The organism is Massilia rhizosphaerae (genome assembly GCF_016093545.1).
Classification (GTDB): domain Bacteria; phylum Pseudomonadota; class Gammaproteobacteria; order Burkholderiales; family Burkholderiaceae_D; genus Telluria; species Telluria rhizosphaerae.
The window spans coordinates 1-21,953 of sequence record NZ_JADKYX010000012.1; the positions used below are offsets into that span (position 1 = coordinate 1).

General features: G+C 67.6%; 18 protein-coding genes and 1 pseudogene. 4 read left to right on the top strand and 15 right to left on the bottom strand.

Annotation, left to right across the window (positions count from 1 at the left end; translation table 11 throughout):
- Positions 1-263 precede the first annotated feature (263 nt).
- Positions 264-725: a MarR family winged helix-turn-helix transcriptional regulator gene (locus ISF28_RS17575; RefSeq protein WP_198118479.1), complete on the bottom strand. Its 462-nt coding sequence runs from the start codon at positions 723-725 to the stop codon at positions 264-266.
- Positions 726-857: 132 nt separating this feature from the next.
- On the opposite strand from ISF28_RS17575, the gene ISF28_RS17580 reads away from it, so the two are divergent.
- Positions 858-1,400, top strand: a complete 543-nt coding sequence (locus ISF28_RS17580) for a PaaI family thioesterase (RefSeq protein ID WP_198118480.1) — start codon at positions 858-860, stop codon at positions 1,398-1,400.
- 5 nt (positions 1,401-1,405) lie between these two features.
- On the opposite strand, the gene ISF28_RS17585 is transcribed toward ISF28_RS17580, so the two are convergent.
- Both ISF28_RS17585 and ISF28_RS17590 read right to left on the bottom strand, forming a co-directional pair.
- Positions 1,406-1,813 carry a MarR family winged helix-turn-helix transcriptional regulator gene (locus ISF28_RS17585; RefSeq protein WP_198118481.1) on the bottom strand — a complete coding sequence of 136 codons (408 nt, stop codon included), beginning with the start codon at positions 1,811-1,813 and terminating at the stop codon, positions 1,406-1,408.
- A gap of 46 nt (positions 1,814-1,859) precedes the next feature.
- Positions 1,860-2,387 carry an ester cyclase gene (locus tag ISF28_RS17590; protein ID WP_198118482.1) on the bottom strand — a complete coding sequence of 176 codons (528 nt, stop codon included), beginning with the start codon at positions 2,385-2,387 and terminating at the stop codon, positions 1,860-1,862.
- Positions 2,388-2,485: 98 nt separating this feature from the next.
- Here ISF28_RS17590 and ISF28_RS17595 point away from each other — a divergent pair, with 98 nt between their 5' ends.
- Positions 2,486-3,388, top strand: coding sequence for a LysR family transcriptional regulator (locus tag ISF28_RS17595; protein ID WP_198118483.1), 903 nt, complete (start codon positions 2,486-2,488; stop codon positions 3,386-3,388).
- A gap of 3 nt (positions 3,389-3,391) precedes the next feature.
- On the opposite strand, the gene ISF28_RS17600 is transcribed toward ISF28_RS17595, so the two are convergent.
- The 3 genes from ISF28_RS17600 to ISF28_RS17610 form a co-directional block, all read right to left on the bottom strand.
- On the bottom strand, positions 3,392-4,441 hold the full coding sequence (locus tag ISF28_RS17600) for a S66 peptidase family protein (protein ID WP_198118484.1): 1,050 nt from the start codon (positions 4,439-4,441) through the stop codon (positions 3,392-3,394).
- Positions 4,442-4,555: 114 nt separating this feature from the next.
- The gene (locus ISF28_RS17605; RefSeq protein ID WP_198118485.1) at positions 4,556-7,294 is read right to left on the bottom strand and encodes a TonB-dependent receptor; all 2,739 of its coding nucleotides are present in this window, start codon (positions 7,292-7,294) and stop codon (positions 4,556-4,558) included.
- Between the two features lie 203 nt (positions 7,295-7,497).
- A complete protein-coding gene (locus tag ISF28_RS17610; protein ID WP_198118486.1) occupies positions 7,498-9,309 on the bottom strand; it encodes an ABC transporter substrate-binding protein in 1,812 nt (603 codons plus the stop codon).
- A 260-nt stretch (positions 9,310-9,569) separates the two neighbouring features.
- Here ISF28_RS17610 and ISF28_RS17615 point away from each other — a divergent pair, with 260 nt between their 5' ends.
- Positions 9,570-10,808, top strand: a complete 1,239-nt coding sequence (locus ISF28_RS17615; protein WP_198118487.1) for a spore maturation protein — start codon at positions 9,570-9,572, stop codon at positions 10,806-10,808.
- Between the two features lie 19 nt (positions 10,809-10,827).
- Positions 10,828-12,396, top strand: coding sequence for a D-alanyl-D-alanine carboxypeptidase/D-alanyl-D-alanine endopeptidase (gene dacB, locus ISF28_RS17620; RefSeq protein WP_198118488.1), 1,569 nt, complete (start codon positions 10,828-10,830; stop codon positions 12,394-12,396).
- Positions 12,397-12,398: 2 nt separating this feature from the next.
- Here the strand turns inward: dacB and ISF28_RS17625 are convergent, their stop codons facing one another.
- The 9 genes and pseudogenes from ISF28_RS17625 to murQ all read right to left on the bottom strand — a co-directional run bounded on the left by ISF28_RS17625 (position 12,399) and on the right by murQ (position 21,798).
- Positions 12,399-13,070, bottom strand: coding sequence for a hypothetical protein (locus tag ISF28_RS17625; protein WP_198118489.1), 672 nt, complete (start codon positions 13,068-13,070; stop codon positions 12,399-12,401).
- Between the two features lie 127 nt (positions 13,071-13,197).
- Positions 13,198-13,806 (bottom strand): M15 family metallopeptidase, encoded by a 609-nt coding sequence (locus ISF28_RS17630; RefSeq protein WP_198118490.1) that lies wholly within the window; start codon positions 13,804-13,806, stop codon positions 13,198-13,200.
- Positions 13,803-14,708 (bottom strand): LysR family transcriptional regulator, encoded by a 906-nt coding sequence (locus tag ISF28_RS17635; protein WP_198118491.1) that lies wholly within the window; start codon positions 14,706-14,708, stop codon positions 13,803-13,805. Before ISF28_RS17635 ends, ISF28_RS17630 begins: the two co-directional genes overlap by 4 nt.
- 349 nt (positions 14,709-15,057) lie before the next feature.
- A pseudogene (locus tag ISF28_RS17640) lies at positions 15,058-15,834 on the bottom strand (N-acetylmuramoyl-L-alanine amidase); the annotation flags it as partial.
- Positions 15,831-16,793, bottom strand: a complete 963-nt coding sequence (locus tag ISF28_RS17645; protein ID WP_198118493.1) for an N-acetylglucosamine kinase — start codon at positions 16,791-16,793, stop codon at positions 15,831-15,833. The gene ISF28_RS17645 and the pseudogene ISF28_RS17640, both read right to left, overlap by 4 nt.
- Before the next feature lie 73 nt (positions 16,794-16,866).
- Positions 16,867-18,465: a glycoside hydrolase family 10-like protein gene (locus ISF28_RS17650; RefSeq protein WP_370663458.1), complete on the bottom strand. Its 1,599-nt coding sequence runs from the start codon at positions 18,463-18,465 to the stop codon at positions 16,867-16,869.
- A gap of 3 nt (positions 18,466-18,468) precedes the next feature.
- On the bottom strand, positions 18,469-19,605 hold the full coding sequence (locus ISF28_RS17655; RefSeq protein ID WP_370663459.1) for an acyltransferase family protein: 1,137 nt from the start codon (positions 19,603-19,605) through the stop codon (positions 18,469-18,471).
- The gene (locus ISF28_RS17660) at positions 19,602-20,867 is read right to left on the bottom strand and encodes an MFS transporter (RefSeq protein WP_198118495.1); all 1,266 of its coding nucleotides are present in this window, start codon (positions 20,865-20,867) and stop codon (positions 19,602-19,604) included. Before ISF28_RS17660 ends, ISF28_RS17655 begins: the two co-directional genes overlap by 4 nt.
- 49 nt (positions 20,868-20,916) lie before the next feature.
- The gene (murQ, locus tag ISF28_RS17665) at positions 20,917-21,798 is read right to left on the bottom strand and encodes an N-acetylmuramic acid 6-phosphate etherase (protein WP_198118496.1); all 882 of its coding nucleotides are present in this window, start codon (positions 21,796-21,798) and stop codon (positions 20,917-20,919) included.
- Between the last annotated feature and the right edge of the window lie 155 nt (positions 21,799-21,953).

Here is a 21,953-nt window from a genome sequence, read left to right on the forward strand (position 1 = left end):
GATCTTCCACGTCATCTTCTGTAACCGGAAAATTAGCGAAATCGATCTACGAATCGAGCTGTAAAATGACTAGACATGTGTCACCTATGTCTCTAGACATGTGTCACCCATGTCTCTGTGCCATACACGGCCCCCGCCCACCAAACGTATGCGTCGCCGTAACGCATGGTGGGCACGGGGTGCCCATCCTACTGGGATAGATAGGAGTATATACACGTATCTTGAAAACCGCATGACGCGCGTCGACGCGGCCGGTTAAAAAATCAGGACTGCTCGCTGCCGATGTCGTGGATGCCGGTCTCGACGACGGCGCGCAGCAGCATCCGCAATTCGAGTGCGCGTTCGCTGCCGAAGTTCCGCTCGAACGTCTGCTGGGCGCGGCGCCACAGCGGCAGCACGGCTTTCACCTTCGCCTTGCCGGCCGGGGTGAGGACGATGACGCGCTCGCGCTTGTCATGCTCGCTGGGACCGGTCGTCACCAGGGCATCGCGTTCAAGCGGCTTGAGGTTGCGGGTGAGGGTCGTGCGGTCCATGACCAGTTCGGCGGACATCTGGTTGACCGTCATCGGCCCCAATCCCAGCAGTTTATACAGGATCGAAAACTGCGTGACGCGCAGGCCGGCCTCGCTCAGGACCTGGTCGTACACGCCGGTGATGTAGCGCGACGCCTGGCGCAGGGCCAGGCAGTTGCACAGCGGGTCGTTCGGTTGCGGGCGCGAAGTCATGGTCGGTGTGTCCGGTGCCGGGCCGGCGTTAGTGCCCGCCCTCTAGCGAGTATAACCCCCCGTGCGCCGGAATCTGTGCATAATCGGCATCGAAACCTGCATATACACTCAATAACGGACGAAGGAGATTGCATGGACACGCAGCAGACGGTGGCGGAACAATGGGACGCGCAGCTGCGCGCGGTGCGCGCGCGCGTGACGCAGGGCGGCGGACGTCCAGGCATCGTGCCGGCGCAGGAAGCACGCGGGATGACGGGACTGGCGATCATGCAGGCGCTGCTCGACGGCCGCTTTCCGTACGCGCCCATCGCCGAGACGCTCGACTTCTTCCTCGTCGAGGTGGACCAGGGCACGGCCACGTTCCAGGGCACGCCGCAGGCGCAGCACCTGAATCCGATGGGCACCGTGCACGGCGGCTGGTACGCGACGCTGCTCGACTCGGCCGTGGGCTGCGCCGTGCAGACGATGCTGGAACCCGGCTATGGGTACACGACGGCGGAGCTGAGCGTGAACCTCGTGCGCGGCGCGCGGCTGGACGGCGGGCCGCTGCGGGCGATCGGGACGGTGCTCCATTGCGGGCGCCAGCTCGCCACGGCCGAAGGAAAGATCGTCGATGCGCAGGGACGCCTGTACGCGCATGCGACGACCACGTGCCTCGTGTTCGAGGCGCGCTGACGCCGTCAAACCACGCCGCGGAGTTGGCCGGCCAGCGCCGCGCCGAACCGGCTTTCGAACTCGGCCTGCGCCTGCTGCCACACGGGCAGGGCCTGCGCCAGCCGCGCGCGGCCCGCGTCGGTGAGGCGCACAACGTTGCGGCGCGCGTCGTCCTCGTGCGGGCCGATGGCCACGAGACCGTCGCGCGCCAACGGCTGCAGCGCGCGGATCACGCTGGTGCGCTCCATCGCCAGCGTGACGGCGAGATCCTTCATCGATGCCGCGTCGACCTCGTCGACGTAGACCAGGATCGAAAACTGCGTGCTCGTCAGGCCCACGCGCGACAGGTGGTCCTCGTACATCTTCGTGATCAGGCGCGCCGCCTTGCGGGAGGCGAAGCAGTTGCAGGCGAGGAGCCGTTCGGAGGCAGTCATGGGCAGATGATATCCGAAAGCCCCGACGCCAGTGACGTCCCGCCCTTCAGCGCGCGGCGAGGCCCAGTTGCCGCATCAGTGTCAGGTTGTCCTCGATGTGCCAGTTGTCGGCGATCTTCCCATCCGCGATGCGGTAGATGTCGGTGGCGATGAAATCGACGGCTTGTCCCTGTCCCTGCCTGCCGGCCCACCGTCCCGTGAAATGGCCGTGGAAGCGGTAGTGCACGGTGACGCGGTCGCCCGCGACGATCATCTGGCGCAGGTCGGCCTGCAGGTCCGGGATCGCCGTGCGCACGAAGGCCGACGCCGCGAGCGGCCCCGCCACGCCTTGCGCGCGGCCCGGCGGCAGGGTGCGGTCGGTGAAATCGGGAGACAGTGCGGCGTGGGCGAAGCGCGCATCGCCCGTGTGCCAGAACGTGGCGTAACGGCGCGCCGCCAGCATTTCAGACTCCCGCTGCGCCGGCGACAGCGACGCGTCGGCGATGACTTGCTGGGCGCTGACGAGTTGTTCGTCCGCGAAGGCCGGCAGCGACGCGAGCATGGCCGCGGCGGCGAGGAGGTGGTGAAGTGTCATGGTCGGACTCCATCGTTGATCGATGGGCGCATCATAGATTTCACGCTGGCCGAAAAATAGCGGCAGAATACGAAATCATTGTTTCCGAAAAGCGCAAGATGGACACGCTCGCCAACCACTTCCCCGCCCTCGTCACGTTTGCCCGGATCGTCGCCGCCGGCAGCCTGTCCGCCGCCGCGCGCGAGCTGGACGTGCCCGTGTCCGTCGTCAGCAAGCGTTTATCTCTGCTGGAGGCCGGCCTGGGCACGCGCCTGCTGCAGCGCACGACGCGGCGCCAGACCCTGACGGAAGAAGGCCGGCTGTTCCACGCGCGCGTGCTGCGCATCCTGGACGAAGTCGAGCAGGCCGAGGCCCTGCTCGCGCAGCGCCGCGACGGCGTGCACGGCCTGCTGCGCATCACGGCGCCGGGCGAATTCGGACGGCGCTGGCTGGCGCCGCTCGCCGCCGCGTTCCAGGAACGGCACCCGCAGGTGACGATCGAGCTGGCGCTGTCGGACGCAGTCGTCGAGCTGCTGGACAGCGGCCACGACCTCGCGATCCGCTACGGCGCGCTGGCCGATTCCTCGCTCGTCGCGCGCGCGCTGGCGCCGAACTACCGCGTGCTGTGCGCGTCGCCCGCCTATTTGCGGCGCCACGGCGAGCCGCGCACGCCGGCGGAACTGGCGGGCCACCGCTGCATCGTGATCGGAGAGATGCGCCGCACCGACTGGAAGTTCGACGGCGACGAAACGGCACCGGTGCGCGCGGACGCCGCCTTCCTCACGAACGACGGCGGCGCCGCGCAGCAACTGGCGCTGGCCGGCAGCGGCATCGCCCTGAAATCGATCTGGGACGTGGGCGACGACCTCGCGGCGGGCCGCTTGCGGCGCGTGCTGCCGAACCACGCGATGGCGGCGGCGCCGCTGCACGCGGTGTATCCGCACCAGAGAAACCTGGCGCCGCGGGTGCGGATGTTCGTGGACTATCTGAAGGAGAAGCTGCAGGAAGCGTGGCACTGGTAGCCGTCAGCTGACGCCCGCCTCCAGCAACGTCACCGTCCGCGCCTCCGTATCCAGCCGGCCCCGGATCCCGACGGGAATCGTGAACTGGTTGCGGATATGGCCGAACGAATACCCCGTCACGGCCGGCACGCGCAGCCGCTGCAGGTGCACGTCGAACGTCTCGTCCAAGGTCAGCGACGGCCCGTCGCCCTGCGGTCCGCAGTTCTCGCAGATGCCGATCATGACCCCGGCCGCTTTATCAAAAGCGACGGCCAGGTCGAGCTGCGTCATCCAGCGGTCGATGCGGTACGGCTCCTCGTTCACCTCTTCGAGGAACAGCAGGCCGCCCGTGAAATCGGCCGCATACGGCGTGCCGGCCAGCGCGCTCACGAGCGACAGGTTGCCGCCGATGAGCGGGCCCTCGGCGACGCCGCCATGCACGGTGCGCGTCGCGTACCACGGCTCGTCCAGCGCGCGGCGGTCGTTCTCCGCCGACATCGGGATCGTGTACGACGCGCGCGGTTCCGTCAGCACGGCCAGCAGGTGCTCGGTCGCATAGTCGGATGGCGTGCTGGATGCGACCGGGCCGTGGAACGTCACGAGGCCCGCGTGGCGGTGGATGGCGAGGTGCAGCGCCGTGATGTCCGAATAACCCAGCAGGATTTTGGGGTGTGTGCGGATCAGGCGGTAGTCCAGGTGCCGCAGCAGGGAAATGCAGCCGGAGCCGCCGCGGATCGCCCAGATGGCTTTTACTTCAAGGTCGCGGAACATCGCGTGCAGGTCGGCGATGCGGGCGGCGACCGTGCCGCCGTAATTGCCCCAGACCTCGCGCAGGTACGTGCCCTCCTTGACGCGGAAGCCCAGCGACTCGATGTGCTGCACGGCTTTCTGGATGGCGGCGTCGTTCGTGTAGCCGCCCGGCGCGACGAGGCCGACGACGTCGCCGCGCGCGAGGCGCGGTGGTTTGATCAATGGTGTCATGGTGGATGCGGCCCGCGCGGGCGCAGGCAGGGATGCAAAGCGCAGCAGCAGCGCCGCCGCCATCATCCGGTTGAATCTGCGCCTGCCGTTCATGGGTGGGTTCAAGTAAAACGGCCCGCGCCGCGGAAGCTTTTGGCTTCCAGGGTCGCGGGCCGCCGGTACGCCATGGATACTGGCAATCCGGATGAAGAGGTCAGAAGACGCGGGTCAGAAGAAGCGGTACTTGACGTCGAAGCTCAGCGAGCGGCCGCGCGGATCGGCCACGCGCGGATCCCAGCCGGCGCCCACGACTTCGTCCACGTTGTGCGCGGTGAACGGCGGCTCGCGGTCGAACAGGTTCTGGATGCCGACGGTGAGCGTCGCGTTCTTGAGGCCCGTGTACGTCGTCGACAGGCCCCACGTCGTGTAGCTGGCCACGCGCGGATTGAAGCCGGCCGGCGGCGTGCCCTTGCCGCCGTTCGGCAGCTCGTCCGCGTAGCCGTCGCGGTACAGGTTACTGAGCAGGAAGCTCCACGGGCCCTTGCTCACGCTGAACGTGGCGCTGTGCTTCCAGCGCAGGTACAGGTCGCGCGTATAGAAATTGCCGACGTATTCGACGTACGGCTGGCCTTCGAACTCGGCGAACTTGTAGCTCTGGGTCCAGGTGCCGTCCAGGGTCGCGTTCCAGCGCCAGCCGTCCGGCAGCTTGCCGCGGCCGCGCAGGCCGACGTCGGCGCCGCGCGTCTTGAGGCCGGCCGCGTTGATCCAGCCGGCGTCGACGTACTCGATGACGCCGTCGGCGTTGCGGTGGATGTACTGGGGCAGCGCCGCCTCGTTGGCCAGCACGACCTGCGGGGTACGGTTCAGGATGCGGTCCTTGACGTTGATGGCCCAGTAGTCGACCGAGGCCGAGAAGTTGGCGTTCGGCTCGACGATGAAGCCCAGGGTGCCCTGCTTCGAGGTCTCCGGACGCAGGTTCGGATTGCCGCCGCCGAAGTAGCGCAGGCGCTCGATCGCGCAGAAGCGCGGGTCGCCCGGGTGGGTCGCGCAGCCGACCGGATCGGTCACGCCATTGGGCAGTTCCTCGTCCAGGCGGCCCGAATACAGCTGGGCGAAGCTCGGCGCCAGGAAGCCCTTGTTCGCCGAGCCGCGCAGCATCAGCCAGCTCATGGGACGATAGCTGAACGCGATCTTCGGATTCGTCGTCGCGCCGATCACGCTGTAGTCGTCGCGGCGCAGCGCGAGCTGCAGTTCCAGGTTCTTCATGACCGGGACCACGAGCTCGGTGTAGATCGCCTTGATGTTGCGGTTGACCGTGTCCTGGTTCGCATTGCCCGGCGCCAGCAGGATCTTCGTCGCGTCGACGTCCTGCGCGAAGCCGTAGCCCTCGCGGCGCAGGTCGGTGCCGATCGCGCCCTGCAGCGGGCCGGCCGGCAGCTGCCAGAGTTCGCCCGAGATCGATGCGTTGAACTGCGTCAGCGTGGTCTTGCCGTGCTGCAGGCGGCCATAGAACTTGGTCGCCGCCAGCGCCTGCATCGCTTCCGCGCTCTGGCCTTGCGACGGCGCGGCCCACGGGTTCACGACGCCGCTGCCCAGCACCTTGTACAGCGCGTCCGTGTAGGCATAGCCGTCGACGAGATTCGTCTTCGTGTGGCTCTCGCTATGCGACAGGTCGATCTTGTAGTCCCATTTTCCGGCGATGGTGCCGTCAAGCCCCGTCATCACGCGCACGGTGTCGGTCGTGTAGTTCTGCGTGCGGTTACCCAGCGGCCAGGCGCGCCATTTGTAGATGATCGGTTTCGTCTTGTCGAACGTGGCGATGTACGGCGACAGGTCCTGGTAGTACGGCTCGCCCACCGGATACGCGTTGCCCTTGGCGAGCGACGTCGAGATCTGCACCGGCGTCAGGATCGCCAGCGAATTCGTGTGCGCGGCGACGGCCTCGGCGAACACGCGGTGGTCCGGATTGATCTGGAACGTCGCGCGGGCGACGCCGTTCGTGCGTTCCGTCGGCAGCTGCATCACGTAGTCGGCGCCGTAGTCGTAGGCGCAGGAATACGTCGAGCGCAGCGGCGACGTCACGTCCTTCCACAGCGCCGTCGCGTACTGCATCATGCCCGGCACGCTGTCGCACTTGCCTTGCAGGCTCAACAGACCGGCCTGCAGGTATTTGTTCGGATCGCCCGGCATCTGGAAATTCGAGCCCAGCGCGGTGCCGGCACCCGCCAGCTGGTTGGCGACGGGGGCGCCGGTCGTGTCCGGCGACAGGCCGCGCGCCGGCTGGTAGCCGTTGGCGAAGGATCGCTGGTGCGAATCCAGTTCGTTGTTCCTGTCGTAGCCGACGGCCACCATCACGTTGTAGCGGTCCGTATCGAGATTGCCGCGGCCGGCGACGACCTGCAGGCGGCGGGTGGCGCCGCCGCCGTGCTCGGTCCAGTTGCCGGTGGCATTCGCCTGCAGGCCCTGGAAGTCGGTCTTGAGGATGAAGTTGATCACGCCGCCGACGGCGTCCGTGCCGTAGATCGCGGACGCGCCGTCCTTCAGCACCTCGACGCGGGCGACGGCCGCCAGCGGGATCGTGTTCAGGTCGACCGCCTTGCCGGACAGGCCGTAGCCGGCAATGCGGCGGCCGTTGATCAAGACGAGGGTGCCGGTCGGGCCCAGGCCGCGCAGCGACGCGAACGAGCCGCCGCCGCTGACGCGGTCGGCATCCGCGCCGAACACGTTATTACCTGAAGTCATATTGTCGGCACCCGTGCCGTTCGCCGAGATCAGGCGCATCAGCTGTTCGGCGTTCGTGATGCCCTGCTTGTCCAGCTGGTCCGGCGTGATCGTCTGCACCGGCAGGGCGCCTTCGGTGGCGATGCGTTTGATGCTGGAACCCGTGATTTCGACGCGTGCGATCGGTTTATCCGTTTGCGCTTCCTGCGCGACAGCCGGTGCGGCGGCGCCGATCAGGGCAATCATGAACGCTAGCTTTTTGACTCTCACGTGGCTCTCCTTGTGCGCGGTGGCGATGGCCGGCTCGATGGCATGGTGGCGTAATGTCTTGGCATTACGATATGTAGTCTTTCAAAGGTAAGCGCACTGGCGCGCGCCCAGCCAATGAAAATTCCGGAGCTGACTATAACTTCAGGGAATGTTTCACTAAGTTAATCTAGCAAAAACGCTCATTTCCCTCGAGCCGCACGTGCTCTTTCCGCAACATCTACGTCGAGATAACGCCATTGCGTGAACTCGACGGGGTGCCGTTTGTAGTTTTTGAGCCACGGTTGTCGTATATCGGCCGACAACACATTCGTCAGCGGCACCCACGGGTTGTAGGCGTGGATCAGCTGGTTCATCTCGAAATACAGCTGTTGGCGTGCCGGGCCGTCCTTGAGTTGATGGGCCCGCTCGTACCGTTCGTTATAGGCCGGCAGGTTGAAGCGCGCATAGTTGGCGCGGCCCGCGTTCGGACCGTACAGCAACTGGTAAAAATTGTCGCCGTCGGGGAAGTCGGCGACCCAGTTACTCTCGAACATCTGCACCTTGCCGAGGCGCGACGCCTTGATGATCTCGGTTTTCTTGTCGGACTTGAACACGACGCGCAGGCCGACGGCATTCAGGCATTTGCGCCACAATTCGTCGCGCAGGCGCCCGCCGATCGTCGCTTCGCTGCTCATCTGCAGGGTGAGCGGCACCGTGCCGCCGCCCGGCCTGGGCATGCGTCTGAACCCGTCGGGGTCGCGCTTGTCGTAGCCGTAGCGGTCCAGCAAGGCGTTCGCCAGCGCGGGGTCGTAGGGGACGGGGCTGCGATAGTTCGGGTCATAGCCGAGCACGCCCGGCGCCAGCGGCGACTCGGCCTTGATCGCGAAACCCTGTTTCAGCAGGGCGATGTCCTCGGCGCTGTTGTAGCTGAGCGAGATGGCGCGGCGCAGCGCCACTTTCTCCTTCGAATACCCGCCCAGCACCGGGTCTTCCATGTTCATCCACATGTAGTACGTCTGCAGCACGGGAAAGCGATACAGCTGCATGCCGCGCGCGGCCAGCGCCGGTTTCAGCTTGCCGTGCTTGATCACCATATCCGTCATCGACTCCGGCACCTGCTCCAGGTAATCGTATTCGCCGTTCAGGAAACCCAGCATGCGGCCCTGGAATTCCTCCGCGATCTTGACTTCGACCCGGTCCACGCGCGGCAGCTTCTGCCCTTCGAGCGCGCGCGCGATGGCGCGGTCGGCCGGATCGGTGGCCGTGTCCGCCGTGACGCTGGAGTGGAACACGGCCGTCGAGGCCGGATTGGCGACGAGGACGATGCGGTCGCTGCGCTTCCAGTCCCCCAGCATGAACGGGCCCGTGCCGACGGGGTGGTTGCCGGCCTGGCCCGGATACGCCTCGATCACCTCGCGCGCGACGACGCCCGTGGCCGGCATGGCGAGGTAGAACAGGAAGTCGTTGTCCGGTTCGACGAGGCGGATGCGCAGCGTGTAGCGGTCGACGGCCTGCAGGCCGGGGATGCCGGTCGCGTAGCTGAATTTGTCTGTCCACGCCGCGTCGCCCAGCAGTTTGCCCTGGAACAGATAGGACCACGGCGATTTCAGCGCCGGATCGTACAGGCGCTGGATGCTGTAGACGTAGTCGGCGGCCGTCACCTCGCGCGGCGGTCCCTTGAACGCCGGGTCGGGCGTGAAATGCATGCCGGGGCGGATGTGGAAGGTGTACGTGAGGCCGTCGGCGGAGATCTCCGGCAGATCCTTCGCGCCATTGCCCTGCAGTTTGACGGGACGCGCGAGATAGTCGTAGCGCAGCAGCGGATCGAACAGGTTTTCCAGCAGGGACAAGGTCGCGATGTCGGACGCGACGGCCGGGTCGAGTCCCGTTTCGCTCGTCGACAGGAACATGTGGAGGACCTTGGGGGCGTTGTGCGCCGGCCCTTGCGCGGCGGCGAGTGGAGCGAAAGCGGTGAGCAGCAGGGAAGCGAGGAGGGTACGGCGTGTCGGCATGGCGGGGGTCCTGGGAGCGTTGCGTATCATAGGCTCAGGCGTCGGACGCAGGCAATACGCTCGCACAGTACGCAACAGCGGCAACAGCGGCAACAGCGCCGATGCGATGACAGAACGCTACGATTCACTGCGGCGCATAACTTTTTTACATATCCCCAGCCCATTCTTTCATCAGCGCAGCTTGCTCAGCGCCTATACTCTCCGCTGCACAATCGAGCTCGGGCAAGCCTGCGCGGCGCGGCCTGCCAACCCACGACATCATGGCGTTAAATTACATCTGGACCGGCTTCTTCCTCGTCGGCTTCATTGCGGCTTTGGCCCAATGGATCTTTCTCGGGGATACAGAAATTTTCAAGCGCATCATCGACGGCACCTTCGACGCCGCCAAGATGGGCGTGATGGACATCGCCCTGCCCCTGGCCGGCGTGATGACCTTATGGCTGGGCATCATGAACATCGGCGAAAAGGCGGGCGCCGTCGGCTGGCTGGCAAAACTCATCTCGCCGTTCTTTTCGCGCATCTTCCCGGACGTGCCGAAAGACCACCCCGCCACCGGCCATATGGTGATGAATTTTTCCGCCAATCTGCTGGGCCTGGACAATGCCGCGACGCCGTTCGGCCTGAAGGCGATGGAAAGCCTGCAATCGCTGAATCCGGACAAGGACACGGCCAGCAACGCGCAGATCATGTTCCTCGTGCTGCACACGTCGGGCCTCACGCTGATCCCGCTCGCGATCATGGCCCAGCGCGCCATCCTCGGCGCGAAAGACCCGTCCGACATCTTCATCCCCTGCATGATCGCGACCTATGTCGCCACCGTCGCCGGCATCGTGGCCGTGTCGATCCGCCAGCGCATCAACCTGCTGAACGGCGTCGTGCTGGGCTGGCTGGGCGGAATGACGGCCGCGATCGCGGCGCTGATCTGGTACTTCACCCACTACCTCACGAAGCCGGAGATCGAGACCGTCTCCAAGGTCGCGAGCAACCTGATCCTGTTCGTCATCATCGTCGCGTTCATCGTCGCCGCGCTGATCAAGCGCGTCAACGTGTACGAGGCATTCATCGAAGGCGCCAAGGGCGGCATCCAGACGTCGCTCACGATCATCCCCTACCTCGTCGGCATGCTCGTCGCCATCTCCGTGATCCGCAATGCCGGCGTGCTCGGCTACATCGTGCAAGGCCTCGAATGGCTCATCCGGCTGGCGGGCCTGGATACCGCATTCACGCCCGCCCTGCCCACCGCGCTGATGAAGCCGCTGTCCGGCAGCGGTTCGCGCGCGCTGATGATCGACGCCATGAAGACGTATGGCGTGGATTCCTTCGTCGGCCGGCTGGCCTGCGTGTTCCAGGGCTCGGCCGACACCACGTTCTACATCGTCGCGCTGTACTTCGGCTCCGTCGGCGTGCGCAAGACCCGCTACGCGATTCCGTGCGGGCTGATCGCCGACGTGGCCGGCATCGTCGCGGCCATCGCCGTGGCCTACGTGTTCTTCGGCTAACGTTTTGACAGGGACAGGCATGCTTCGTCGTCACGCGCTTTCTTTGATCTCCGCCGCGCTGCTGTGCATCTGCAATCCGGCCGCGGCCCAGTTGCAGCCGGCGCCGCCGTCATCGATGACGGCGCCGCTGCCGCTCCCGGTGCTGGATGCCTTGCGCACGGCCGCGATCCCCGAGGACGACGTGAGCGTGCTCGTCCTGCGTGGCGACAAGACGGTGCTGGCCCACCTGGCCGACCGTCCCATGCAGCCGGCGTCGACCATGAAACTCGTCACGACCCTGGTCGGCCTCGAGCAGCTGGGCCCCGCGTTCCGCGGCCGCACGGAGCTGCGCACGACGGGCGAGCTGAAAGGCGGCGTGCTGAACGGCGACCTCGTGCTGCGCGGCGGCGCCGACGCCGACCTGTCCACCGACACGTTGACGGACATGCTGCGCAGCCTGCGCTACCAGGGCATCCGCACCGTCAAGGGCAACCTCGTCGTCGACCGCCAGCTGTTCAATCCGGCCCGCCTGGACATCGGCGTGCCGCCGTTCGACGAATACCCGGAGGCGTATTACAACGTCGCCCCGGACGCCGTCTTCGTCAACCGCAACATGCTGCAACTGGACCTGCGTTCGACGCCCCGCGCCGACGGCCGCCCGGCCACGCGCGTGCGCGTGGCGATGCTGCCCGAGCTCGACGGCGTCACGGTCGAAGCGGACATGCAGCTCGTCGACGCCGACTGCTGGGCCTGGGAACGCGGCTGGAAGACGCCGGAAGCCGTGCCGCGCCCGGGCGGCCGCATCAAGGTCGTGCTGCACGGGACCTTTCCGCGCAACTGCGTGGCCAGCAACTCGATCAACGTGATCGACCGCCAGGAATACGTCGCCCGCCTCGTGCGCCACATCTGGAAGACGCTGGGCGGCACCCTCGCCGGCACGGCCGTCGAAGGCGCCACGCCGCCGGATGCGCGCCTGCTGGCCGCGCACGTCTCGCGCGCGCTGCCGGAAATCATCCGCGACACCAACAAGCCCTCCGACAACACATTGGCGCGCCTGCTCTTCCTGAGCATGGGTGCGCTCGAACCGGACCCGCAGCTGGGCAGCCGTCCGCAACCGGCCGGCCCCACGTCAGCCACGTCAGCCACGTCAGCCACGACGCTCGCGCGCAGCGAGGCCGTCGTGCGCACCTGGATGCACGCGCACGGCATCGACGACACGGGCCTCGTGCTGGAAAACGGCGCGGGCCTGTCGCGCAGCGAGCGCATCACGCCGATCCAGCTGGCGGGCGTGCTGCAGGCCGGCCTGCGCAGCGACTGGGCGCCGGAATTCCTGGCCAGCATCCCGATCGCCGGCGTGGACGGCACCATGCGCCACCGCCTGCAAGACGGCCCGGCCGCGGGCCGCGCGCGCCTGAAGACGGGCTCGCTTTCCAACGTCGTCGCACTGGCCGGCTATGTGCGGGACGCGGACGGCAGGCAATGCGTGCTCGTCGCCTTCGTCAACAATGACCAGGCCGGCAACGGACGCGGCCGGGCCGTGCTCGATGCCCTCGTCAACTGGGTGGCGCGGCTGGACGGCACGCCGTCGGCCGTGCCCGCCACGCCGTAACGTCACGGCTTGCTCGGCGTTCCCGTTTGCGCCGTCGCGAGCGGCACATCGCCCTCCAGCCACGGCGTGCCCTGCAGGTTCGGCTTCGCTTCCACGAGCGCGACCTGGGCCCGGGTCTGCGCGCGGATCGAACGCACGATGTCCAGCATCGTGTTCTCCGTGAATTTTTCCGGCGTGCCGAACATCATGCCGCCCACGCGGCGCGGCCACGAGAGCCAGCCGCCGTCCGGCTTCGTGAAGACGGCGTACATGTCGAGGTGGTAGCCGCTCTTGTACGGGAACAGGCAGGCGACCATGTTCATGTTGTCGCTGCCGCGCACGTGCGGGGCGGCCTTGGCGGTCCAGGCGGCGCCTTCGCAGGTCGGGCTCTTGTCGACGGCGGTGCCCGGCGCAGCGCTCGCGGGATCGGCCATCTTGAAGTGGCCCGGCAGCTCGGTGGCCTCGACGCCGGCCGGCGTCGCGACGACGGCATCCTTCACGTTGCGGTCGATGCCGTCGGTGGCGGCGCGCGCGACGGCCTGCGGCGCGGCGTCGGTCTTGATGTCGAATACGCGGTAGTACTCGACCGTGGTGTCGTGCGAAGCGAACCGGCTGCCGGCGTCGGTGCTGCAGCCGGCCAGCATCGCGAACAGGGCAAGACAGGGCAACCACGGGGACAACAACGAGCTCTTCATCTGGAATCTCCTTCGCTTGGGCGTGGGTCAGTGGACCGATTGTCCCGACAGGCGAAGGCAGGAGAATGAGCTTGCTCAAGCGTGCACGGGGGCCGTCAGCGTGGCGCGACAGCGCCGTGCGACGGGCTCAGAGCACGCGGCGGAAAGTCTGGCGCACGAGGTTGCGGTCGCCGCAATCGAAGTGCCACCACTCCGTGTTGATGCCGACAAAGCCTGCTTGGAACATGGCGTCGCGCAGCAGCCGGCGGTTGGCGACCTGGTCCGCCGTTAACTCGCCGCCGGCGAGGAAGCGCTCTTCCAGCGCGGGATGCGACAGCTCCGTCATGTCGTCGAAGCCCGTCCCCATGTCGAGTTCGCGGCCCGCTTCGTCGAGGATCGTGATGTCGAGCGCCATCCCGAACGAGTGGATCGAGCCGCGCTGCGGATTCGCGAGGTACATCTGCAGGTTCGTCCCGGCCAGCGCGTCCCACAGCTGCTGCTGCACGCGCTGCGGGCGCAGGGCGTCCAGCACGAGCGGCGTGCAGCCGGGGCGCCGGTCTTTCAGCCACGCGACGGCGCGCTCCAGCGCCGCGGCCGCGTCGCGGTGCAACCAGGCGCAGTCGTAGGGCGAATACAGATCGCGGCCGACGAAATTGTTCGGGGTCGCGTAGCGCAGGTCGACGGCGATGCCGGCGATGGTCGACAGGTGGCGGAATTCGGGGTGGCCGGCGATGTCTTCGCTGGCGATGGTCGTCATGAACATCCTTTTTCCAGGAGATGGCGCGCGGTGGCGCCGATGCAGTTGGCCAGTTCGCGCGCGCCGTGCGACAGCGGCGCGTGGCTGGCCGTCAGCAGGTACAGCTGGACGGGGATCGCGGGCGCCCACGGGCGGCACTGCACCTTGCCCGGCGCGGCGGACGCGGCCGTGAACGGGTCGAGCACCGCCGTGCCGGCCCCCGCCTCGACGAGCGACCTGGCGATCTGGTAAGTCTGCACGACCGTGTGGAAGACCGGGTGCACGTCCTGCGCCTCGCACGCGGCCACGACCATTTCGCCGAGCGGATCGCGGTCGGCCAGGCCGATCAATTCTCCGCTGAGGCCGGCCGGCGTGATCGGTTGCGCACACTCCGCCTCGGTCCACGTGCCGGCCGGCGCCATCACCGTGAGCGCGCCCTGGGCGATCGGCTCCGCTTCGATGCCGGGGTGGCGCGGGTCCTGCAGCGACAAGGCGAGATCGGCCTCGCCCAGGCGCAGCGCGTTCACGATCTCGCTCGTGTGGAACGTGGCCAGCTCGCAGCGGGTCTGGGCGAAATCGCGGCGCCAGACGGTCAGCGCGGCGGGCAGGACGGAGATGGCGATCGTGGGCGTGGAGATCAGCCGCACGGTTTCTTCGGCGCGGTTCTTGAGGCTGGCGGCCAGGCGGCGGATGCCTTGCAGGTCGCGGTTCAGCTTTTCGGTCTCGGCGAACAGGCGGTGCGCTTCCGGCTTGGGATAGAGTTTGCCGCGCACGCGCTCGAACAGCGGCATCCCCAGCTGCAGTTCGGCGTGCTGCAGGACTTTCGTCACGGCCGGCTGCGAGATGTGCAGGACCTGGGCGGCGCCGCTGATGGTGCCGACCTGCATGATGGCGTGGAACACTTCGATATGACGCAAACGCATCGTTCAATCCCCGGCGTGTAAATAGTTTCCGCGCCTCATGAGCGCGGACCTGTCGAGGATATCGGAAAACGGACGGCCCGGTGCGGCATCACTGCTGGACGGGCATCGGCGGTGTTGCAGGAACGGCATCCGACGCCGGCGGCACCGGCGGGGCCGGCAGGACCGGCGGCGCGGACGGCACAGGCGGCACGGACTGCACGGGCGGCTGCGGCGGCACGGCCGGCTGCGGTGGCACGGCCGGTTGCGGCGGCACCTCCGACGCGGGCGGCACCGGCGTGACGTCCGGGGTGATGACGGGCGACGTCGTCACGGGCGCCGGCAGCGGCGCCGGCAGCGGGCCCGTCGGGTTCGTCAGCGCTTCCAGCAAGGCGGCCGTTTCGACGTCCGGCATGCCGTCGATGTTGGCCGGACGGTATTTCATCTGGAAGACGGACAGCACGGTGCGCGTCTGCTCGTCCAGGTTACCGGACTGGACCAGGCCGTAGCCCCACGTCGCCAGCTTTTTCTGGAACCACGCGATGTCCGGCAGCTGAACCTGGAAGATCGGCTCGAGCATGGCCACGCGGTTCGCGTCCGGCCACGCGACGAGGCCGGCGGCGGCCAGCTGGCGCCACGGGAACATCGGGCCCGGGTCCTGCTTGCGCAGCGGGGCGATGTCGGCGTGGCCCAGCACGTTTTCCGGCGCGATGTGGTGGCGCGTGACGATGTCGCGCACGAGCGGGATCAGCGCGTCGATCTGCGACTGCGGGAACGGCGCGTAGACGCGGCCGTTCGGCGTGTCCTTCCAGCCCGGGTTGACGATCTCGATGCCGATCGAGCTGTTGTTCAGCTGCGTGAAATTCTTCCAGCTCGAATTGCCCGCGTGCCAGGCCGCGTTCTTCTCGTCGACGAGGTTGTAGATGACGGGGACGGGATCGTCCGTGACGAGGTAGTGGGCGCTGACTTCCTGCTGGGTCAGGATCCGGATCGAGTCCGCGCGGTTGCTGACGGTGTAGTGCAGCACGAGGAAGCGCACGCGGCTGCTCTGGCCGCGGGCCGTGTACGTGTGGTCGTATTGCGGGCCGGTCGGCGGCGTGGCGCAGCCGGCCAGCAGGGCGAGGAGCAGGGTCGCGACGAGGATCTTCATGTCGGTATCGTGAAATGGGTTGAATCGGAAGCGAGCGCCATGCGCGCCGCCGCGTGATGGGCCTGGCCGGGGGCCTGGGTCAGGTCGACGCCGGGCAAGCTGGCGCGCATCGTGTCGACGATGAGCGGATGCAGCTCCGCCGCCCGCCCCGAGACGGCCACGGGCCGCGGCCCGAAGCGTCCCGTCAGCGCCAGCGCCAGGCGCGCGAGTTCGCGGCCGGCCGCGCGCAGGATGCTTGCTGCGACGGGATCGCGGTCCGCCGCCCTCGCCACCGCGAGCGCCAGCTTGCCGACGGCGCCCCGTTCCTGGCCGTAGATGAACTGGCGCGAGTATGCCCAGTCGGCGCCGCCGACGTAGTCGAACACGGCGCGCGCCAGCGCCGACGCTTCCCAGCTGCCGGGCCGCTCGTCCTCGCGGCGCCAGATGTGGCGCAGGGCCTCCCGCGCGATCCAGAAGCCGCCGCCGCCGTCGTCCAGCACGACGCCGCGCCCGCCCGCGCGGTGGAACTGGCCGTCGGCGTCGACGAAGGCGCCGATGGAGCCGGTGCCCGCGTACACGAGATAGCCCGCGCCCGGCGCAAAGCTGGCGCGGTAGGCGATCTCCATGTCGCTGCAGAAGCGGATGGCCTGCGGGTCGAGATGCAGTTCTTCCGCGAGCCAGCGCTGCAAGAGCTCGCTGTCGCCGCCGAAGCCCGTCAGGCCGGCCCGCACCCGGCCCGGCACGCCGTGCACGAGGGCGTCGGTGGCCAGTTGCGCGAAGGTGGCGCGGACCGCATCGCGGCCTTGCGGCGTACCCATCTGCAGGGCGGACAGGCCCGCGACGCGGCCTTCGGCGACGATGGCGCCGCCGGGCGCGGCGAAGGCCCAGCGCGTCTCGGTGCCGCCGGCGTCGATGCCGAGTCCGAGGCCGCCATCCGGCCTCGGGCTCGGCGGTATAGGTTCGGGTTGCGAATCGATCATGATCATCCGCCAGTGTACGCCTTCAAACCGGCACCGAGCGAATGAATGCTGTCGTGCAATGCATGACCCAAGGTTATGCCTTGCGCCACGCCTCGACACGGGCGCTTTCGTTGCCCAGGCGGTCCACGGCGCTGACGACGACGACATCGGCCGCGCCCAGGCTGGCGTCGTCGGGCACGGCCCAGTCCACGCGCGACGCGGGCGCGACGGCGAAGCGCCACTGGTTGCCGAAGCGCGACCAGATCGCATATGTCGCGTTGGCCTTGCCGGGCACCAGCTTCAGGTAGACGGACGGTCCCTTGCGCACGGCGGCGACGGACGGCGCGCCGGGCGCGTCGTTGCCGAGCCACGGCGTGGCGGGCACGAGCGCGGGGCCGGGGTAGGACACGGCCCGCAGCCGGTCGCTGATGCCCTTGCGGTTTTCCATCAGCGGCGCCATGCTGAAGTGGAGGTGGCCGCCCGCGTTCGGACGGGACCGCGTGTGCGCGATCTGGTCGAGGATTTCCTGCGGCGCATAGTCGCGGGTGGGCGCGCCGATGCGGCTCGTGAACAGGCCCGGCCACACGTGGCGGCCTTTCTCGTTCTGGGTCAGCCAGTAGTCGAGCAGCACGTCGTAGGCCTGGCCCGGCTGGCGGATGCCCCAGTACAGCTGCGGCGAAAAATAATCGAGCCAGCCGTTCTGCAGCCACGTTTCCGCGTCCGCATACAGCTTGTCGTACTGCGAAAAGCCGACGATGCCGGGCGGACGGCGGTCCGGGCGGCCCAGGCCGAACGGGCTGATGCCGAAGCGCACCCAGCTCTTTTCGCGGTGGATGCCGGCGTACAGCGCCTCGATCAGGCGGTTGACGTTCTGGCGCCGCCACGACGCGCGGTCGAGCCGCCCGCCGCCGGACACGTAGCGCTGCCACGACGGCTCGTCCGGGAAATCCAGCTCGGCCCTGGCGCTGCGGCCTTCCAGCGCGGCGCCTTCCGCGCCCGTCGCCGCGGGCGCCTCGATCGGATAGGGATAGAAATAATCGTCGATGTGGACGCCGTCGATGTCGTAGCGGCGCACGACGTCCAGCACGACGTCCAGCGTCTGCCTGACGGCGGACTCCTCGCCCGGATCCATCCACAGGTATTTGCCGTAGGCCTTGACGACCGCCGGGTTCGTGCGCGTGATGTGATTGGGCGCCGCCGGCGAGCGGGCGCCGTTCTGGCGGGCGCGATAGGGATTGAACCAGGCGTGCAGCTCGAGCCCGCGCGCGTGCGCCTGCGTGACCCAGAATTTCAGCGGGTCGTACCACGGCTGCGGCGGCTGGCCCTGCAGGCCCGTCAGGTACTCCGACCACGGTTCCAGCTTCGACGGGTAGATGGCGTCGGCGGACGGCCGCACCTGCAGCACGATGGCGTTCAGGTTCAGCGCCTTGGCGCGGTCGAGGATGGCGAGGGCTTCGGCCTGCTGCCTGGCGGCGGGGAGGTTCGGCCGGCTCGGCCAGTCGATGTTGGCGACGGTCGACACCCAGGCGGCGCGGAATTCGCGCGGGGCGGGCGGCGGCGCGTCGCCGGCGGGCACGTCGGCCGCCACGGGCGGCGTCGTAGCGCAGCCCGACAAGAGGCCCCCCGCCGCCAGCGCACCGGCGACTCCCGCGAACGCGAATGCGCGTCGTTTCTGATCAGGTTGCAACACCAACTCCTAGACTTTGACGAACCACCGTTTGCGCCACATGCCCCACGCGACGAGGAACATGCACGCATCGAACAACACGGCATGCAGCAGCGACGTATTGACGGCGCCGATCGGCAACGCGGCGATCGGCGCGTACAACGTCCGGCCCAGCGTGCGCAGGCTGCCGTCCGGCTGCGCGAATTTTACATAGCCCAGCATTTTCGCGATAAATCCGGAAAACGCAAAGACGAACAGTGCGTTCATGCCGTAGATGACGAACGGACGTGTCCACCGCGCCGCAACCGTACGTACGCGCGGGGACGGGCTGACGTCCAGCGGCCAATAAAACGCGGCAAACGCGAGACAGGCCAGGCCCGTCATCAGGAAGCAGTACGACGGCGTCCACAGGCTTTTATTGATCGGCATGAGGATGATATCGAGAAACATGCCGATCGCGACGCACGCGACGCCGGCGCCGATCAATCCCGCGACCTGCCGGCCGCGGTCCACGCTCGAGGCGAGCCAGCGCCCGGCCAGCACGCCGAACAACTGGCTGCACAGCGCGGGCAAGGTCGACACGAGGCCTTCCGGATCCCACGTCTTCGTTTGCACCCACAAGTGACGCCCGAGCAGCGTGCGGTCGACCCACGCGCCGAAGTCCTGCCCCGGCGCCAGCACGCCCGCGCCGATGCCCGGCACGGGCACGTACAGCATCAATACGCTGTACAACGCGAGCAGGCCCGCGATGACGGCCAGTTGCATGCGCCAGCCGCAATAGACGACGATGGGCGCGGCCAGCAGGGTGCACAGCGCGATCCGCTGCAGCACGCCGGGGATGCGCACTTTTTCGATATTGAAATACGGCATGAAGTTGAGCAGGAAGCCGATCAGGAAGATCAGCATCGCCCGCTTCGCCAGCTTGGCGAGGAGCCGCGGCTTGTCGGCACCGGCCGCGGCCAGGCGTCCCAGCGACAACGCCATCGCCACGCCGCCGATGAACAGGAAGAATGGAAAGATGCAATCGGTAAAGGTCCAGCCATTCCACTTGGCGTGTTCCAGCGGCGCGTACAGATGGCCCCAATCGCCCGGATTATTCACCAGCACCATCGCGGCGATCGTGAAGCCGCGGAAGGCGTCGAGCGACACGAGGCGTCGATCGTTCACTTCTTCCCGAACTCCGGATCGACCTTGACCAATGCCGCCATCGCGAATGCGGGGATCGTCGCCAGGCAGGTCCAGACGAAGAAATGCTGATAACCGATCAGCTCCTGCAGCTTGCCGCTCCACATGCCCGGCACCATCATCCCGAGCGCCATCAGGCCCGTGCAGATCGCGTAATGCGCCGTCTTGTACGGACCTTCCGAGACCATGATCATGTACATCATCAAGGCCGTAAAGCCGAAGCCGTAGCCGAACTGCTCGATGGCGAGGAAGCCGCTGATGACGCCGAAGTGCTGCGGCTGCACGGACGACAGGTAGACGAACACGAGGTCCGGCAAGTGCACGCCGGCCACCATCAGCCACAGGCAGCGTTTCAGGCCCAGCCGCGAAATCAGCCAGCCGCCGAACAGGCCGCCGATGGTCAGGGCGATGATGCCGATGGTGCCGTACGCGGTGCCGTATTGCTCGGTCGTCAGGCCCAGGCCGCCCGCGCCGACGGGGTCCTTCAGGAACGGCGCGACCAGCTTCAACAGCTGCGCCTCGCCCAGGCGGAACGTGAGGATGAAGCCGAGGATCAGCCAGATGTCGCGCTTGCGGAAGAAGCTGGCGAACGTGGCGAAAAAGTTGGCGAGCGGATTGGTGCCCTCGGCGGCCTTGTGGTCGGCGTCGGGACGCGGCAACACGGCCTGGTGCCACGCGCACAGGGCGAAGAACAGGCCGCACAGCACGAAGAACACGATGGCCCAGGCCTGGTGCACGTCACCGAGCGAGTGGGACAGATAGCCGGCCAGGATCACGAGCGGCCCCTGCGCGGCCAGGGTCGCGAGCCGGTAGAACGTCGAGCGCACGCCGACGAACGCGGCCTGCTGTTGCTGGCGCAGGCCCAGCATGTAAAAGCCGTCGGCGGAAATGTCGTGCGTGGCGGACGCGAACGCCATGATCCACATGACGCCCAGGCTGATCATGAAGAACGACGGCAGGTGCAGGGTCGCGCCGGCGGCGCCGAGCGCGGCGGCCAGCACCAGTTGCAGCGAGACGGTCCAGCCGCGCTTGGTGCCGAACATGTCCACGACCGGCGACCACAGCGGCTTGATCACCCAGGGCAGGTACAGCAGGCTCGTATAAAACGCGATATCGGTGTTGGACAGCCCCATGTCCTTGTACATGATGACGGACAGGCTGTTGGCGACGATGTAGGGAATGGCCTGGCCGAAGTACAGCGAGGGCACCCACAGCCACGGGTTCTTGGATTGCGTAGTCTGCATGTTCTTTCGTCGTCGGGCCGGCGGGCGGTGCTGAAGGGCCCGCGCCGCGTCAGCCGGCCAGGGCGGCGCGCACGCTGCCGCGCGCGCTCTCCAGCAGGGCGCGCGCCTGCTCGACAGGGATGTTCTTGGACAAGGCCACGATCGCGACCTTGACGTGGAAGTCGCACTGCGCCAGCACCGCCTCGGCCGCCTCGTCGCCGGCGCCCGTCGCGAACGACGTCAACCGGATGGCGCGGCGAACCAGCTTGGCGTTGGTCGCCTTCAAGTCTACCATCAGGTTGCCATAAACCTTGTTCAAGCGCACCATCAGTGCGCTGGAAAACGTGTTCAACGCGATCTTTTGCGACGTGCCCGCCTTGAGCCTCGTGCTGCCGGAGATGGCTTCCGGGCCCGTGTCCAGCGTGATGCCGATCTCGGCCTCGTCGGCGACGGGTGCGCCCGGATTGTTCGCGAAGCCGATCGTCAGCGCCCCGGCCGCGCGCGCGGCGCGCAGGGCGCCCAGCACGTACGGCGTCGCGCCGGACGCGGCGATGGCCAGCACGACGTCGTCCGGCCCCACGTTCGCTTGGCGGACGTCGGCCGCGCCCTGGTCCACGTCGTCCTCCGCCCCCTCGACGGCAACGAACATCGCCTCCGTCCCGCCCGCCAGCAGCGCCACGGCGCGCTCGTGCGGCCAGGAAAAGGTCGGGTACAGCTCGACGCTGTCCAGCACGCCCAGCCGGCCCGACGTCCCCGCCCCCACATACACGAGGCGTCCACCCTTCTCCATCCTCGGCAGCGCGGCCGTGACGGCCGCGGCGATGCGCGGCGCGGCGGCGCGCACGGCGTCGACGGCCCTGAACTGGTCGTCGACGAGCACATTGACCAGCTCGGCTGTCGGGTATTGATCGAGGGACGCGTGTTGCGGCGCGGGGGTTTCGGTGTTCAGCATCGCGGTTGTGTGTGTGCGGATCGGGATGAGGACATGACCAGTGTAATACCAATGCCGCCGGGCCTGTCATGAAAGGATCGGCCGTTGTCATTCCGAAAAGTTATGCGGCATTCACGTCCATGTATTTGCCCGGCGCGGGACGAGCCCGTATTCTG

Bases quoted from the DNA above. Each gene is read 5' to 3' on its own strand.
- murQ (WP_198118496.1), bottom strand. From the start codon at position 21,798: ATGCTGAACACCGAAACCCCCGCGCCGCAACACGCGTCCCTCGATCAA.
- ISF28_RS17635 (WP_198118491.1), bottom strand. From the start codon at position 14,708: ATGCGTTTGCGTCATATCGAAGTGTTCCACGCCATCATGCAGGTCGGC.
- ISF28_RS17595 (WP_198118483.1), top strand. From the start codon at position 2,486: ATGGACACGCTCGCCAACCACTTCCCCGCCCTCGTCACGTTTGCCCGG.
- ISF28_RS17645 (WP_198118493.1), bottom strand. From the start codon at position 16,793: ATGATCGATTCGCAACCCGAACCTATACCGCCGAGCCCGAGGCCGGAT.
- ISF28_RS17580 (WP_198118480.1), top strand. From the start codon at position 858: ATGGACACGCAGCAGACGGTGGCGGAACAATGGGACGCGCAGCTGCGC.
- ISF28_RS17610 (WP_198118486.1), bottom strand. From the start codon at position 9,309: ATGCCGACACGCCGTACCCTCCTCGCTTCCCTGCTGCTCACCGCTTTC.
- ISF28_RS17630 (WP_198118490.1), bottom strand. From the start codon at position 13,806: ATGACGACCATCGCCAGCGAAGACATCGCCGGCCACCCCGAATTCCGC.
- ISF28_RS17600 (WP_198118484.1), bottom strand. From the start codon at position 4,441: ATGAACGGCAGGCGCAGATTCAACCGGATGATGGCGGCGGCGCTGCTG.
- ISF28_RS17660 (WP_198118495.1), bottom strand. From the start codon at position 20,867: ATGCAGACTACGCAATCCAAGAACCCGTGGCTGTGGGTGCCCTCGCTG.
- dacB (WP_198118488.1), top strand. From the start codon at position 10,828: ATGCTTCGTCGTCACGCGCTTTCTTTGATCTCCGCCGCGCTGCTGTGC.
- ISF28_RS17625 (WP_198118489.1), bottom strand. From the start codon at position 13,070: ATGAAGAGCTCGTTGTTGTCCCCGTGGTTGCCCTGTCTTGCCCTGTTC.
- ISF28_RS17590 (WP_198118482.1), bottom strand. From the start codon at position 2,387: ATGACACTTCACCACCTCCTCGCCGCCGCGGCCATGCTCGCGTCGCTG.
- ISF28_RS17615 (WP_198118487.1), top strand. From the start codon at position 9,570: ATGGCGTTAAATTACATCTGGACCGGCTTCTTCCTCGTCGGCTTCATT.
- ISF28_RS17575 (WP_198118479.1), bottom strand. From the start codon at position 725: ATGACTTCGCGCCCGCAACCGAACGACCCGCTGTGCAACTGCCTGGCC.
- ISF28_RS17585 (WP_198118481.1), bottom strand. From the start codon at position 1,813: ATGACTGCCTCCGAACGGCTCCTCGCCTGCAACTGCTTCGCCTCCCGC.
- ISF28_RS17605 (WP_198118485.1), bottom strand. From the start codon at position 7,294: ATGATTGCCCTGATCGGCGCCGCCGCACCGGCTGTCGCGCAGGAAGCG.